We start from the raw sequence: 14823 nt of genomic DNA, 5'->3' as shown, positions 1-14823 counted from the left end.
GCCCCGCGGGGTTCACCCCGCGGACCCCGGGATCGGGGCGTAGGGCCGGAGGAGGACGTCGTGGGGGAGCCCGGAGAGGGCGACTGCCGCGAGCGCGCCCGTCCTCCCCCTCCCCCCGTAGAGGTCGACGCCGTGCGCCGCGGCGACCCGCGGGGCCTCGCCGGGCGGGATCCTCTCCCTCCGCGCCCTCGCGCCGAACGCGCGCAGCCCCTCGGGAACCGAGAAGCCGCGCCGGAACGCCATCCCCCACTCGGGCGAGAGCGACTCGTCCTGCACGAAGAGGAGGGACTTCTCGCGAATGCTCTCGTACTCCCCCGGCGGGACCGCGACCTCGATGTAGCTGCAGGAGTTGCCGGTCGTCTTCTCGGGCACGTCCGGGGAGAGCATCGCGATCCGGTGGCCGATCGGGAGGACCCCCTTCACCCTCCCGAGGTGCTGGAGGAGCGCGAGCGCGAGCGCAAATGTCGCCCCGCCGTCCCGCGAGTCCGTGTCGTCGATACCGATGACGAGGTGGGAGAGCGCACGCGTCCGGACGCACCCTTCCACGATCTCCCCCCTCTTCCCCACCCTGACCTCGCAGACACCCTCGGCCTTCGCCATCATGTCGGTGAGGGAGTAGGCGGGGCCCCCGATGCACCGGATCTTCTGGACGATCTCGTCGCCCTCCCGGTAGACCCCGGCCACGCCGACGGCGCAGGCGGGGTAGAGCCCGATCTCGACGTGGGTCTCGCCGAGGCGCGCCCGCTCGCGCAGCAGTGTCCCGTCCCTCTCGACCTCCTCGAGCACGCCGGATGCCCGCGCGTGGTGGTACGCGCAGAACGCCGCGCAGGCGCTGCTCAGGCACTCGTGGTAGATCTCGACCCTGTCGCCGTCCACCGTCGTGAAGATCCGCCGGCAGGCGCTCGAGGGGAGCGCGCTGATCGCCGCGTACTTCGCGGGGTTGCGCCCCATCTTCTGCTCCCGGACGACCACGCACCCCTCCTCGAGGAGGCGGCGGATCCAGTCCTGCGCCGTGCTCCGCGGGACGCCGGCGAGCCTCTGGATGTCGGCCACCGTGAAGTACCCGCGCTCGACCGTGCAGGCCCGCATCAGGGAGAGGAACTCACGGCGCTTTCTGATGACGCCCCTCATGCGCACCACGGATGGCGAGGAGGTCGCCGATGATCGCGCTCGCGGTCTCCCTCGAGCCCGCGCCCTTCCCTATCAGGGTGATCTCGCCCGCGAGGTCCGTCTCGATCGTGATCGCGTTCAGCGTCCCCTCGACGACGAGCGGGTGGGAGAGCGGGAGGAGGCGGGGAGCGACCCGGAGGATCCCCCTCTCGGGGATCGCCTCGGCGATCAGCCGGATGGTGCAGTCCTGCTCGCCGGCGAGGCGGAGGGCGTCGACCGTGAGCATGTCGATCCCCGTCACGGAGACGTCCTCGAGCGCGACCGGCCTCTTCCAGAAGGTGTTCGCGAGGATAACGAGCTTGATCGCGGAGTCGATCCCCTTCACGTCGTACGTCGGGTCCGCCTCCGCGTACCCTGCCTCGCGGGCCTGGAGGAGCGCCTGCTCGTAGGAGAGCCCCTCGGCGGCCATCCGCGTGAGGATGTAGTTGCACGTCCCGTTCAGGACCCCGAAGACCGCGAGGATCCTGTTCCCCGCGAGGCCGTGCTCGAGCGTGTGGATGACGGGGATCGCCCCGCCGACGGTCGCCTCGTATCGGAGCATGACGCCGTGCTCCGCGGCGCAGCGCTTCAGCCGGGCGTACTCCCGCGCGATCGGCCCCTTGTTCGAGGTGACGACGTGGCGGCCGCGCGAGAGGGCGGCGAGGATGTGGGTGAGGCCCGGCTCCCCCGTCGCCGCGTTCGTGGGCGTCACCTCGACGAGGACGTCGTACGGGGCCTTCGAAACGACGTCCATCGCCGAGAGGGACGTGTCCCCGCAGACCCCGTGGAGCCTCTTTGCCTCGAGGACCTCGGCAGGGTCTATCCCGTCCCTGTCGATGAGGGCGCTGCGCGAGTCCGCGACCGCCGTGACGACGAAGCCGAGGTCGCGCTCCCCGAGGGCCGAGAGGAGGCCCTTGCCCACGGATCCCATCCCGAGGATCGCGAGCCTCACGCGATCTCCTCCAGAGGTTCGACGAGGAGGAACTCCTTCTCCTTCGCGACGGCGCGGAGGATCTCCATCGCCTGCTCCATGTCCTGCCTGTTGATTGCCTTGATCACGAGCCGGGCCGAGGAGACCTGCGTGATGGCGGGCATCGCGATCTGGAGCGCCGTCACCTCGGCAAACCCCGTCCTGTCGATGCGGTCGACCGTGTCGCCGAGGTCGGTGTGGATGAGGTGGCCGATCACGATGACCGTCCGCTCGTACAGGAGGCGCTCGTGCCCGATGGCGAGGATGTGGACGCCCTGCTCCCTGATGACCCGGATGAGCTCGGAGAGCTTCTGGTCGGGCAGCTCGAGCACGATCTGGACGCTCAGCATCTCCCCCCTCGCCGTCTTTTTGTCGCGCTGGTGGATGACGGCGATGATGTTCCCGCCCACCTCCGAGATGGGGCGGAGGGCCGCGACCAGCTGCCCGGGCGCGTCCCTCATCTCGAGCCTCATGGAGACCTGCACGTGCTCACCCTTCCCACGTAATGTGTGCGCGCCGCGGCAAAATTAACCATTCTCCCATCCCCCGGCGAGACAGCGGGACTCATTTCGAATTTTTTTCCCCCGGGTCCCCGATTTCCTCGCCGATCCCGTAGTACTTCCTGATGAACTTCCGGATCTTCTCGGACTCGACCCAGCCCCTGTCGAGCTGGACGACTGTCCTCTCGATCTCGCGGACCTGGTCGCGGATCCTCTCGGCGAACGGCCCCCCCTCGAGCTCCGCGATGCCGAGGATCACCTGGACGGGGTTGCGGATGTGGTCCCCGAGGACCGCGAACTGCTCGATGTTCTTCTCGATCTGCTCGTACGCCCGTTTCTTCTCGCGCTCGAGCTCGCGGCGGCGGGTGATGTCCCGCATGATCACCATCACCCTCGTCACCTCCCCTCCGTCGAGGACCGGGATTATGTGCGTGTCGAAGAAGTGCTCCTTCCCGCGGACGACGTGGGACAGCGTGAGCCGGCCGCTCTCCCCGGTCTCGAAGACGGCCCGGATCGCCTCGCGGGCCTGCCCCCGGAGGCAGGGGATCGCGACCCCCGCGTCCCTGCCCACGATCTCGTTCTCCCTCCCCGAGAGGGAGAGCCAGTGGGCGAGGGTCGAGTTGAGGAGGACGATCTCCCCCTTCCTGCCGACGAGGACGATCCCGTCGAGCATCGCGTTGAGGGCATCCACGTACTGCCGCCGCGATGCCATGACCTCCTCCTCGGCCCTCTTCCGTTCCGTGATGTCCACGACCGTGTAGACCGTCCGCCTCCCGGGGAGGGGACCCGCGGCGAGGAGGCAGTGGAGGACGTGCCCGTCCTTCCGGCGGAGGTGGCACTCGTGGTCCGAGAGCGATCCCCCGCGGGAGACACTATCGGTGATCTCCTTCCTCTCCTTCCCGATGGGGAAGAGGTCGAGGAACGGCCTGCCCGCGAGCTCCCCCGGCCGGTAGCCGAGGAGGGAGGCTCCCTTCTGGTTCACCTCCTCGATCACGGGCCCCGATTTCAGGTTGACGACGAGGAAGACCCCGGCCTCCGAGGACTCGAAGATCGCGCGGTACCGCCGCTCCTGCTCCTTCTGGGTGCTCGAGAGCGACGCGACGATCACGCCGATCGCGACGAAGACGTAGAAGTACGTGGTCGCCTGCGTGATGCTCCCAAGGTCCGGGTACTGCGAGAGGTAGACGGTGCCGAGGTACGCCATCGCGATCGCGACGGTCGCCGTGACGCCGTTCCTCGGGAACCAGTAGGCCGCGATTACGATGGGGATGTAGAAGAGGTGGGAGGTGAGGGGCAGGAGGTCCCGTTCCATGCCGTAAAAATTCATGAGGAACGCAAAGACCGTGGTGAGTGCGAGGACCACGGTCCAGAAATCTTTCCTGTCGAACACGGAGGGAACCACCCTCGACCACTTCTCCACCAGTCTCTCACCTCCCGGCGCGTAAAGAATGAAGGGAATCCATGGGATATAAATGGTGGCACGGGGAGGGGGGTCAGCCGGCCCCGGCTCCCGGGGCGCCGTCGCAGGGCGCGATCCGGAAACGCGTCGCGTAGTACCGGAAGGACCGGTTCTTCCCGCACGCGACGGTGACCGAGTACCGGTCGAGGATCTCGTGCATGAACGCGATCCGCGAGGAATACCGGCGCGGGATCCGGGCGTTGAAGTCCTCCTTCGTGATGTCGTCCGTCGACCGGGCATGGGGGAGGGAGAGCGCGTCCTCCGCCCCGGCATCGAGGCCCGCGAGGTACCAGCTCTCGATCTCCCGGACGATCACGACGATGTCGCGGTCGGAAAGGACGCAGAACCTCCCGCGGATCACTTCCTTCTTTGCCTGCACGCTCTGCTCCTCGTCGATGTCCGAAAAGACAATGTAGTCGTCCCCCCTGTGCCGGAGGGCCCGGACGAGCCTGCAGACGGTCCCCCTCTTCATCCCGGCGTACCGGACGACGTGAACGGACCGGTAGCGTGGCGAGACGAGGGGAACGACGACCCGTGAAAAGAACCTCTCGTCGTCGTTGCCCTCGACGAGCAGGTAGAGCCTCCGCGCGCTCATCCAAGGTCGAGGAGGTTCTGGACGAAGAGGTCGTCGATCCCTATCTCGTGGGCGAGGAACTCGCGGACCTCCTCCCTGTCCGCCGGCCTGCCGACGCGGGAGAACCCGTCCGCGCCCCGGGCGACGAGGAGGATCTCCTCCACCCCCACGTGCCGGAGCATCTCGGGGTTGTGGGTCGTCACGATGACCTGCTTTCCCGCGGAAGCATCCCTGCACATCTCCACGAGTCTCCCGATGAGGGAGGGGTGGATGTTCCGCTCGGGCTCCTCGATGATGGTGACGGGCCGCCCCTCGAAGTAGAGCGCGATCAGGATGGCGCAGATGTTGATCGTCCCGTCGGAGACGAGCGAGGCGGGGATGTACTTCTCCCTGTTGTACACCTCCCGGACCTTGAGGAACATCGACATGTCCATGAACTTCTCGACGGAGATATCGTCGACGAACGGGAGGAGGTCGGAGAGGAGCCGGGAGAAGAGGGCCCTGCGGGCGGGGTCGTCGAGGATCTTCTTGATCACGATGGCGAGGTTGCTCCCGTCCTTCTCGAGATCGGTCTTGCCCATGATCGGCACCGCCCTCTTGAGGAGCCGGGGGTCAAAGTCGTACACCTTCATCCCGCGGAAGATCCACTCGAGCGAGGGGACGCCCGGGAGGAGGGGCGGGATGGTCGCGACCAGCCTCCCCGCGTCGCCATCCGCGACGTGGAGGGAGAGGGGGGCGAGGTCCTCGGCGCGGAGGGAGTGGTGCGCGGGGGGCACGATCCGGTACCTGACGGTCCCCCCCTCCCGGAAGATGCAGATCCTCCCCTCGCCCGCGGTCCCCCCGCCGGGGAGGGCGAAGTCCCCGGTCACGGCGAGTGTGTCGGACGCGACCTCGTATGCCTCCCCGCCGCGGGGGAACGCGAGCGAGAAGGAGTAAGCAACCTCTCGCGGGGAGAAGAGGAGGGGTGTCCCGGAGGGGAGGGGGACCACCCGCTGCGGCTGCTCCTCGAGGGCGTACTCGATGCGGAGGGAGAACGGCTCGGAGGCGCCGATCTGGGTATTCCTGAGGTACTCTATCCCCCCCTGGAGCGAGACCGCGTTCTCGAGCCCGTACTTCGCGATGTCCCGCAGGAACTTGATCACCTGGATGAGGTTTGACTTGCCCGAGGCGTTCGACCCGATCACCACCGTGAAGGGCCCGGGCGCGATCTCGAGCTCCCTGAAGCTCTTGAAGTTGCGGACGGAGAGCCTGCGGATCGGCATGTGTGGAGGGTGGCCCGCGGACGTATTAAGTCATCGGGGGTCCCCGCCAGGGCAGGAGGGACCGTGGGATCCCGAGGTCGGCCGCGAGGGCGAGGATCTCCCCTCTCAGGCCGGGCTCCAGCCGGAAGATGAGGGCGAAGTAGAAGGCTGCGCCCGATAGGACGATCCCCGCGAGGACCGCGACGTGCGCGGGGGGAAAGAGCCACTGGAGGAGCGCGGCGAGCGCGCCCGTCGCGAGACCTGCGGCGAGGATCCGCGCGAGCGTCCCGGCCTCCGCGCCGGCCCCGGTCGCCCGGCGGAGCGCGATCCGGGATGCGACGGCCTTCCCCGTGCTCGCGAGGAGGACGGCAGCGGCGGCACCCGTGATCCCGAGGGGCGGGACGAGCGAGACGAGGAGCAAGACGAGCGCGGCGCAGGAGAGGGCGTGGAGGAGGAAGTACGCCCGCGTCCTCCCCGCCGCGTAGAGCGCCATCCCGTCGAGGAGGGAGACGGCCGAGCCGACCTGCGCGAGGAGGAGGAGGGAGAACGCGGGCGCCGCGACGACAAAGTCCGCGCCGTAGAGGAAGTAGAGGAGGCGCTCGGAGAGCGCGATCCCGCCGCAGGCGAGGGGGACGGCGAGGAGGAGCGAGTAGGAGAGGGCGCGCGCGAGGGCGCGGCGGAACCGGTCCACGTCGCCCTCCGCGTGCCACCGGCTCGCCCGCGGGTAGAGGGAGGCCGAGAGTGCGGTCGCGACGAAGAGGGAGAGGGACGCGAGCTGGAGGGGTGTCCTGTAGTACCCGACCGCTGCCGGGTCAAGGTAGTACCCGAGGACGATCGTGTCTGCCCACCCGGCGGCGACCGCGGCGAGCGCCGCGCCAAGGCTCGAGAGCGCGTCGGGGAGGATGCCCGCGAGGTGGCGGCGGGAAAAAGTTGCCCACCGCGGCCGGGCGAACCGGGCGTTCACCGCGAGGGTCGCGGCGAGCCCCGCGACGAACCCCCCGGCCATCCCGGCGACCGCCCACCCGAGGGCCACGGCGGCGACCTGCGCGAGGATCCGGACGACGGTCCCGAGGAACTCGCCCGCCTGGACGATGCCGAGGCTCCCGCGGGCGTAGAGCTCCGCGCCGAGGATGCCCGAGGCGGACCCGACGGCGAGCGCGAGGGCGAGCCACGGGATCAGCCCCGCGTCGCTCGCGTCCCGGAGCAGGGGCGCGGAGAAGAGGACTGCGGCGACGGCGAGCGCGGTGAGGGCGATCCTCGCGGCGGCGTGGGCCGAGAAGTACGCGTCCATCTCCTCCCCGGTAGCAACCTTCCGGACCATCGCGGCGCCGAAACCCCCGTCGCAGAAGATGGCCGCGATGCTGTAGTAGGAGAGGAGGAGGAAGAAGGCGCCGAGCACGCCTGCCCCCGCGGCGTGGGCGATGTAGATCGTCGCGAGGAACCCTAGCACCGTCACCCCGGCGTTCGAGAGGAACGAGAGGAGCGCCTGCCGGCGGACGGGGTCGACGGAGAGGAGCCTCTGGGCGATTCTCGAGGGAGTGATCACGACGCTCTCACGTTGGGCGGGAGAGGAGAAATACCCCCTCTCCCCGGACCGAAAGGGAATTCGTGCCGCCGGCGAAAGAGAGGAGGAGCGATGGGCGCGGGAGGTGCGGTTGCCGCCGGGGAGAGGGGGGGAGGTCATCCTCCCCTCATCGTCGCGCGCGACCTCGTCAAGGACTACGGGGACGCGAGGGCCGTGGACCGCGTGAGTTTCACCGTCGGGGAGGGGGAGGTCTTCGGGTTCCTCGGGCCGAACGGCGCGGGGAAGACCTCGACGATGCGGATGATCCAGTGCGTCTCGCCCCCGACGGCAGGGGAACTCTCGGTCTTCGGGGTGGACGTGCGGGAAGACCCCGCCTCCATAAAGGCTCGGCTCGGCGTCGTCCCGCAGGAGACGAACCTCGACACCGACTTCTCGTGCCGCGAGAACCTCCTCGTCTACGCCCGGTACTTCGGCATCCCCGCCCGGGAGGCGCGGGAGAGGGCAGAGCGTCTCCTCGACTTCGTCCAGCTCGCGGAGAAGGCGGACCAGCCCGTGGAGGGGCTCTCGGGCGGGATGAAGAGGCGGCTCGTCCTCGCAAGAGCGCTCGTGAACGACCCCCTCCTCCTCGTCCTCGACGAGCCGACGGTCGGGCTCGACCCGCAGGCCCGCCACCTGATCTGGGAGAAGATCCGGGCGCTCCGCGCGGAGGGAAAGACCGTCCTCCTCTCGACGCACTACATGGAGGAGGCCGAGAGGCTCTGCGACCGGCTCGTCATCATGGACCGCGGGCGGATCCTCGTTGAGGGCAGGCCCGCCGACCTCGTGAGGGCATACGCCGGCGAGGAGATCGTCGAGGCCGAGAACGCGCCGGGAGTCCTTTCGTGCCTCCGGGAGGAGGGGTGCAGGTTCGAGGTGCACGGCGACATGGTACAGGCGTTCCCGGAGAGGCCGAGGGAACTCGCGCAGCGGATCCTCTCGGAGTGCAACCCGGGCAGGGTGCTCGTCCGGCGCGGGACGCTCGAGGACGTCTTCCTCTCGCTCACGGGGAGGGAACTGCGGGAATGAGGCTGCCCGTGCGCTTCCCGACCCGCCGGATGTTCCGGGTCTGGCAGCGGAACAGGGACGCGTTCGTGAAGACATACCTCGTCAACTTCCTCCCGCCGTTCGTCGAGCCGGTCCTGTACCTCCTCGCGCTCGGCTACGGCCTCGGGATGTTCGTCGGGGAGATAGAAGGCGTCCCCTACGCCGCGTTCGTCGCGCCGGCGCTCCTCTCCATCTCGATGATGAACTCCTCGTTCTTCGAGTGCACGTACTCGTCGTTCGTCCGGATGTACTACCAGAAGACGTACGACGCGATGGTCGCGACCCCGCTCTCGATAGAGGACGTGATCGCGGGCGAGCTCCTCTGGGGGGCGACGCGGAGCCTCGTGTACACGTCGGCGATGCTCGCCGTGCTCGTCGCGTTCGGCGTCGTCGCCCTCCCCTCCTCGCTCCTCGTCGTCCCGTTCTCCTTCCTCGCGGGGCTGATGTTCTCCTCCATCGCGATGTGCTTCACGGCGGTCTCCCCGACGATCGACACCCTCAACTACCCCGCGTTCCTCTTCGTGACGCCGATGTTCCTCTTCTCCGGGACGTTCTTCCCCCTCTCCGTCCTCCCCGGGCCGGTGCAGGCGTTCGCGCTCGCGGCCCTCCCGCTCGCCCACGTCGTCCTCGTGACGAGGATGACCACGCTCGCGGCATTCTCCCCCGTCCCCCTCCTCGCGAGCCTCGCGTGGATATCTGCCGTCACGGGAGTACTCTTCTTTTTCGCGATCTCCCTCATGCGGAAGCGGCTCGTGGTCTAGGCGGCGCGGCCCCGCGGGGGAGCGCCACGGGGGACGATCACGTTTCTTCTGGGACGAAGGGCAAACCTCAGGCGACATGGGAGCGGAGACATGGACGCATGGTTCCTCGTGGGGGTGACTGCCGCCCTCCTCACCACGTTCGGGTTCGTCCCGCAGGTCGCGAAGATGTACAGGACGCGGTCGGTCCACGACGTGAGTCCCGGGACTTTCGTCCAGTTCGCGGTCGGCGTGAGCCTCTGGACCCTCTACGGGTACCACCTCGGCGATCCCATCATCGTCGCGGCGAACGTCGTCACGCTCGCGACGCTCGCGGTCGCGATCGGGCTGTACGTCTCGATCGCGCAGCGGGGCGGCGGGGAGGGGGGGAAGGGCCCGTGCCCGTGAGTGGGGACGTCCGGCTCGCCCTCCTCGGGTACGCCGTCCGTGCCCCGAGCCACCTCAACTCCCAGCCGTGGAGGGTTTCGCTCCGGGGGGAGGAGAGGATCGTCCTCTGGGTCGATCCCTCGAGGGTTCCGCCGGCCCTCGACCCGGCGGGGCGGCGCGCCCTCCTCTCCTGCGGGGCGTTCCTCGAGAACCTCGCGATCGCGGCGCGATCCGCGGGGTACAGGGCAGAAATCGACCTCTTCCCGGCGGGATGGCCTCGTCCCGGGTCGATCCTCCGCGACCCGGTCGCGCACGTCGACGTCGCCGGGGACCCGCGGGTGGTCCCCGACCCCCTCTTCCCCGCGATCCCGGCCCGGCAGACGAACCGGCGGGAGTACAGGGGGGAGGCCGTCAGCCTCTCCCTCGCGGGGGAGCTCTCCGAGGCGGGGGACCCCGCGCTCGTCCCGTTCGGGTTCGCAAACGACCCTGGCCTCCTGCGGGAGGTCGCCGCGATCGCGGGGGAAGCCCTCGCGATCGAGCTCTCGGACGACCAGAGGCTGCGGGAGACACTCCGGTTCCTCCGGTTCTCGGACCGCGAGGTCGCGCGGGCGCGCGAGGGGTACGGGCCTTCCCAGCAGGGGAGGGGGATCGCGTGGCGCGTCGCGGTCGCCCTCTTCCCCCCCTCCGCGGAGAGGATCCTCGCCCGGAAGGAGGAGTTCGCGAGGGGGGAGGGCGATGCGCTCGCGCGGCGCGTGTCCGGTTCCGGGGGAATCGGGTGGCTCTCGACGAAGGGAGACTATCCCATCGACAGGGTGAGGGCGGGGAGGGCGTTCCAGAGGATCGCGCTCGCCGCGGCGCTCCACTCGCTCGCCATCCAGCCGCTCACCTCCGCGCTCGCGGACTTCCCAGGGGCCGGGGAGCTCCGGGCCCGGCTCGAAGACCTCCTCGGCCTCCCGCCGACCCACACCCTCCAGATGCTCTTCCGGTGCGGGTACGCAAGACCCGTCCCCCCGTCACCCCGGAGGGACGTCTCCGACCTCCTCTCCGCGTGACCGGGGCGTCACGGCGGGATCCCCGCGGCGTGGATGGCGAGCGCTGCAGCGAGGACCGCGGCCCCGCAGAGGGCGAGGGGGAGCGTGTACGCGCGCGAGATCTCCCCCACCGTCGCGCCCGTCTCCCTGTGGAGGAGCCAGAAGAGGGGATCGGTGACCCACGAGACGAGGAGGAGCCCGGCGGCGATGGAGAGGGCGAGGGGGAGGGGGGAGAGCGCGCCGGCCGCCGCGCTCCCCGCGAGGATCCCGGACGCGGCCACCGCCGCGGAGACCCGCGAGCCGAGGGCGGCCTGCAGGACCGCGGCGACCGCGAACGGGACGAGGACCGCGGGGAGGACCGCGCCCGCGAGGGGGACGACCTCCCCCGGGACCCCGGCCGCCGCGGCAACGGCCCCGAGCGCGCCCGCCCCGCAGATGTCGAACATTATCACGCCCGCGTGGCGCGTCCCCGCGAGGAGTCCCTCGCGCCGGGCCGCGGGGGGCGCGGGGAGGAGCGCGGCCGCGAGGCCCGCGAGCATGGAGAGCGTGACCGCCTGCGCGGGCGGGAGGGAGAGGGGGACGAGGGTGACCAAGAGCGCGGCGAAGATGGCGGCAAACGGCGCCCACGCCTGGAGGGAAGACACACCGGCAGAATCCCCTCCGGGGGGCCCGGGCAGAGCTCCCTCCCCTGATCCTCCCCGGTGTCGCCGGGAGGTGGCGATCACCCCGCCGAGGAGGGCGAGCCCGAGGGGGACGGCCACGAGGTCGTAGAGGAGGGGGGAGAGGCCCTGTGCGGGGCCCGAGAGGAGGGGGACTGTGACCGGCGTCGGGAAGACGAGAACGTACGAGAGGACGCTCCCCGCGGCGCAGAGGGAAAGGAGCCCCGCCCTCTCCGCACCGTCCCCCCCGAGGGCCCGGACGGCCGGGGAGAGGACGACGAACGCGGTGATGCAGCAGGTCGCGGGGAGCGCGAGGAGGAACCCGGATACCGCGGAGAGGCTGCGCGGGTCGGGGACGCGTGCACTCAGGCCCGCGACCATCCTGTCGATGAGGCCCTGCGCCCCGAGGGTCTTTGCGATGACGGACCCGGAGAAGACGACGACGGCGAGGACGGAAAAGACCCTCCCGATCCCGGCCGTCGCGGCCGAGACGGCGACCGAGATGTCCATCCCCGCGGCGACGCCGAGGAGGAGCGCGCCGGAGAAGAGCGGGAGGAACGGCGGGACGCGCCCCCGCGCGGTCGCGAGGGCGACGCCGAGCAGGACGGCGAGGAAGAGCGGGAGGAGGGGGAAGGGGGATGCCATTTTCGCGGGCCCCGGCAGGGACCTAGTCCCGGCGGATCACGAACCCCGCCGGGATCTGCGCGGGGTCCGCCCACTCGGCCGAGATATCCTGCACCCTGATGAACGGGTCACCCTCGGCCCGGATCGCGGAGAGGAACTCCCGCAGAGTACCCTCGTCTCCCACCGCGACGAGGCTCACCGTCCCGTCGGGCTCGTTGCGGACCCAGCCCGCAACACCGAACCGGAGCGCGGTGTCCCGGACGAAGTACCTGTACCCGACGCCCTGCACGCGCCCGCGGACGCGGGCCCTCACCTCTCTCAGGGGACTGCCCCGCGTTCCCGTCATCGTATCTCCCCCCAGAACGACCTCCCCTCCTCCCTCTCGAGCGCCCTGCAGCGGGGGAAGAATGTCTCCCCGAAGACCCACGGCATGTACGACCTGCACATCTCCGGTCTCTCCGCGTGGATCGCGCAGGCGTAGAGCGATCTTTTCTCGCGGCGGAGGAACGGGCACGCGGCGGGGTAGCCGCCGGAATCGGGGTCCCGGAGTTCCACCGCGGCGAGGTCCCCGATCTCGATGGGGTCAAGCTCCGTGCAGGGGACCCAGCTCCCGTCCGGCCTGCAGGCCGAGAAGTGCCGGAGGATCTCCCTCCTCCCCGCGGCGATCCACGCGTGGAGGTCCTCGGGCGACGGCGCGATCTTCGGCCCAAAGACCCTGCAGCACAGCCCGCACCGGGCGCACCCTTCCCCGTCCCCGCCACCGGGACCAGTATCGCCTGCCACCGCGATCCACCCGGGTACGCGGTATCCCCGCGGGACGTCTTATCCGTTCCGGAACGGCGGGGGAACGGCGGGCAGCCGGCCGGGGGACGCGTGGCCGTGGCCACGCTTATCGTCCCGGCGGTCCCACGTGATCGCGAGATGGCGTTCTCCTGCAGGCAGTGCGGGACCTGCTGCATGTACCTCGGCGACTACATCGTGATCGAGAAAGAGACCGGGCCATTCGAGTTCCTCGCGTGCTGCGTCTCGACCGGGACGGAGTTCGTCGCGCGGGTCGACGACGACAAGCGGGAACTCTTCGCAGACCGGTCGTGGATCGCGGCGCACCCCCGGGCGTGCCCGTTCCTCCGGCCCGCGGGGGAGAAGTTTTCCTGCACGGTCCACGGGACGCGGCCTGCCCAGTGCAGGGCGTACAGGTGCGTGGTCGCGAGGATCCGGTCGCCGGACGGGAGGGAGGCGGGGTACGTGACGGGCACGCTCAACCTCCATTCAAGCGACCCTGCCCTCCGGGAGGCGTGGGGGGAGGTGGAGCGGGCATTGAGCCGTGACCCTTACCTTTCCGAGGAGGAGATCGCGGGGATCCTCCGGCGCAGGGGGTACGCGTGGGAGTGAGGGGGGGCGGAGGGGAGCAGGGGAGAGGGAAGACTCCTTGCGGGACGAACAGAGCCGCCGGGAATCGAATCTGCGAGCAGAATAGCGTGATACTCCGCGATCGTGCGGCTCCTGATTCTGGCCCTCCACGCGATTGGGAAAACTGCCGCGCATATTCCGCTTTCGGGATTGTTCTCGGGCCGTGTGTTTTTCCGCGATTGATTCCCTCCTCCTGCCGCACAGGCCGCGCAGGAGTACTCCGGTTTTTCCCTTTTCCTCCGCGATTCGTCCCTCTCTCCCGGGCAGCGTTCCTGCCCGGATCACTCTGCCCGTTCCAAATGGTGGAGTGCCGAGGGGATCGATGGTCTCCCGCTGATGTCCGGGCAAACCGCCATGGAACCGGATACCTGCTCTCTACACGGACGGGAGAACCACCCGCATTTCCCAAAAGGTGTCACGCCCGTCGGCGACCGCTTTTTTTTTTCGGACCGGGACCCGGCGGGCCGTCCCCTCCACCTTTTTCCCTCCACGCGTTGATCTCTCCCCCATGGACCACACCGGCGAGTTCTTCGAGAAGGACCTCTACGCGAGGGCAAACGGGATCGAGCTCGTGCACGTCGGGGAGGGGACGGCGAGGGTGAGGATGCAGGTCCGCCCGGAGCACAGGAACAGCCACGGGACCGTCCACGGCGGCGCGATCTTCACGCTCGCGGACTGCGCGTTCGCTCTCGCCTCGAACTCCCGGGGCGTGCCCGCCGCCGCGATCAACGCCCACATCTCGTATATGAAGGCCGCGCGGGAGGGAACGCTCCACGCCGAGGCGCGGGAGTTCGCGCTCAACCCCCGGCTCGCGACGTACACCGTCGAGGTGACGGACGACGCCGGGGAGAAGATCGCGATCTTCCAGGGGATGGCCTACAGGAAGGCACCGCCCCGCGGGTGAACGGGAAGCCCTGCCGGCACGCGGGAAGCGTTCGCGGTTCGTATCGCGCACGGTTGCAGCAAAGGTACTTCCGGCGTGCGTGCGACACGGGGTGCCGGTTTCCGGCGGGAATGGACCGGGCCAGTCCGGAAACGAATCGGCAAAAGAAAAACAGGAATGGGAAGGCCGGAAGGACAAGGAAGGGGACAGGGCGTCACCGCCGCCCCCTCACCATCCCCTCTCCCCTCACTTCCCGTTCGAACGAGAACCGTTGCGTTCCTGCTTTGGGGTCACCTTCCCGGGTACTTTACCCGTCCCTTTCCCCGCGTAATCGGGTTTCCCCGTCACGCTACCGTTCCGGGCCTGCCCGATCGCTGCACCGGGCTTGTTCCCGAGTGCGCCCGGGTTCTCCTGCAAGAACTCCCGGAGGAGTGTCCGCGCGGTCTCTACGTCGCCGGAGGCGAGCGCGGACCGGATGGCAGAGACGTCGTATCCCTTCTCTTCGAGCATGTCAAGGACCCTGTCCATGCGGTTCTCCCGGGGTTCGGCGGGCGCAAGGGCGCCCGGGTTCTCCTGCATGAACTCCCGGCG

17 protein-coding genes are annotated in these 14823 nt (G+C 69.6%); 6 read left to right on the top strand and 11 right to left on the bottom strand.

What is annotated here, in order from left to right:
• Positions 1-12: 12 nt before the first annotated feature.
• The 7 genes from QFX32_09015 to QFX32_08985 form a co-directional block, all read right to left on the bottom strand.
• The gene (locus QFX32_09015) at positions 13-1131 is read right to left on the bottom strand and encodes a helix-turn-helix domain-containing protein (protein ID MDI9634174.1); all 1119 of its coding nucleotides are present in this window, start codon (positions 1129-1131) and stop codon (positions 13-15) included.
• Positions 1103-2101 (bottom strand): homoserine dehydrogenase, encoded by a 999-nt coding sequence (locus QFX32_09010; GenBank protein MDI9634173.1) that lies wholly within the window; start codon positions 2099-2101, stop codon positions 1103-1105. Before QFX32_09010 ends, QFX32_09015 begins: the two co-directional genes overlap by 29 nt.
• Entirely contained in the window at positions 2098-2592 is a 495-nt protein-coding gene (locus tag QFX32_09005; protein ID MDI9634172.1) for an amino acid-binding protein, read from the bottom strand. The genes QFX32_09010 and QFX32_09005 overlap by 4 nt, the downstream gene beginning before the upstream one ends.
• 91 nt (positions 2593-2683) lie before the next feature.
• Positions 2684-4039 (bottom strand): PAS domain-containing protein, encoded by a 1356-nt coding sequence (locus tag QFX32_09000; protein MDI9634171.1) that lies wholly within the window; start codon positions 4037-4039, stop codon positions 2684-2686.
• Between the two features lie 73 nt (positions 4040-4112).
• Entirely contained in the window at positions 4113-4673 is a 561-nt protein-coding gene (locus tag QFX32_08995; GenBank protein MDI9634170.1) for a hypothetical protein, read from the bottom strand.
• Entirely contained in the window at positions 4670-5914 is a 1245-nt protein-coding gene (locus tag QFX32_08990; GenBank protein MDI9634169.1) for an AAA family ATPase, read from the bottom strand. The genes QFX32_08995 and QFX32_08990 overlap by 4 nt, the downstream gene beginning before the upstream one ends.
• Before the next feature lie 25 nt (positions 5915-5939).
• Positions 5940-7439, bottom strand: coding sequence for an oligosaccharide flippase family protein (locus tag QFX32_08985; protein MDI9634168.1), 1500 nt, complete (start codon positions 7437-7439; stop codon positions 5940-5942).
• A 90-nt stretch (positions 7440-7529) separates the two neighbouring features.
• On the opposite strand from QFX32_08985, the gene QFX32_08980 reads away from it, so the two are divergent.
• The 4 genes from QFX32_08980 (at position 7530) to QFX32_08965 (ending at position 10677) form a co-directional block, all read left to right on the top strand.
• Positions 7530-8483: an ATP-binding cassette domain-containing protein gene (locus tag QFX32_08980; protein ID MDI9634167.1), complete on the top strand. Its 954-nt coding sequence runs from the start codon at positions 7530-7532 to the stop codon at positions 8481-8483.
• Complete coding sequence (locus QFX32_08975; protein MDI9634166.1) at positions 8480-9262, top strand: ABC transporter permease; 783 nt, start codon at positions 8480-8482, stop codon at positions 9260-9262. The genes QFX32_08980 and QFX32_08975 overlap by 4 nt, the downstream gene beginning before the upstream one ends.
• A gap of 90 nt (positions 9263-9352) precedes the next feature.
• Positions 9353-9646: a SemiSWEET family transporter gene (locus QFX32_08970; protein ID MDI9634165.1), complete on the top strand. Its 294-nt coding sequence runs from the start codon at positions 9353-9355 to the stop codon at positions 9644-9646.
• On the top strand, positions 9637-10677 hold the full coding sequence (locus QFX32_08965) for a hypothetical protein (protein ID MDI9634164.1): 1041 nt from the start codon (positions 9637-9639) through the stop codon (positions 10675-10677). The genes QFX32_08970 and QFX32_08965 overlap by 10 nt, the downstream gene beginning before the upstream one ends.
• A gap of 8 nt (positions 10678-10685) precedes the next feature.
• On the opposite strand, the gene QFX32_08960 is transcribed toward QFX32_08965, so the two are convergent.
• The 3 genes from QFX32_08960 to QFX32_08950 are packed head-to-tail and all read right to left on the bottom strand — an operon-like array spanning position 10686 to position 12722.
• A complete protein-coding gene (locus QFX32_08960) occupies positions 10686-11960 on the bottom strand; it encodes a hypothetical protein (GenBank protein ID MDI9634163.1) in 1275 nt (424 codons plus the stop codon).
• A gap of 22 nt (positions 11961-11982) precedes the next feature.
• Positions 11983-12285 (bottom strand): acylphosphatase, encoded by a 303-nt coding sequence (locus tag QFX32_08955; GenBank protein MDI9634162.1) that lies wholly within the window; start codon positions 12283-12285, stop codon positions 11983-11985.
• A complete protein-coding gene (locus QFX32_08950; protein ID MDI9634161.1) occupies positions 12282-12722 on the bottom strand; it encodes a YkgJ family cysteine cluster protein in 441 nt (146 codons plus the stop codon). Before QFX32_08950 ends, QFX32_08955 begins: the two co-directional genes overlap by 4 nt.
• A 96-nt stretch (positions 12723-12818) precedes the next feature.
• On the opposite strand from QFX32_08950, the gene QFX32_08945 reads away from it, so the two are divergent.
• Together QFX32_08945 and QFX32_08940 are read left to right on the top strand one after the other, a co-directional pair.
• Entirely contained in the window at positions 12819-13331 is a 513-nt protein-coding gene (locus QFX32_08945; GenBank protein ID MDI9634160.1) for a YkgJ family cysteine cluster protein, read from the top strand.
• 526 nt (positions 13332-13857) lie between these two features.
• Positions 13858-14253: a hotdog fold thioesterase gene (locus tag QFX32_08940; GenBank protein MDI9634159.1), complete on the top strand. Its 396-nt coding sequence runs from the start codon at positions 13858-13860 to the stop codon at positions 14251-14253.
• A gap of 225 nt (positions 14254-14478) precedes the next feature.
• On the opposite strand, the gene QFX32_08935 is transcribed toward QFX32_08940, so the two are convergent.
• Positions 14479-14823, bottom strand: a 345-nt coding sequence (locus QFX32_08935; GenBank protein ID MDI9634158.1) for a hypothetical protein, incomplete at its 5' end; no start/stop codon positions are given.

The organism is Methanolinea sp., from assembly GCA_030055515.1.
Taxonomy (GTDB): Archaea; Halobacteriota; Methanomicrobia; order Methanomicrobiales; family Methanospirillaceae; genus Methanolinea_A.
This window is presented reverse-complemented; position numbering and strand designations above follow the sequence as displayed.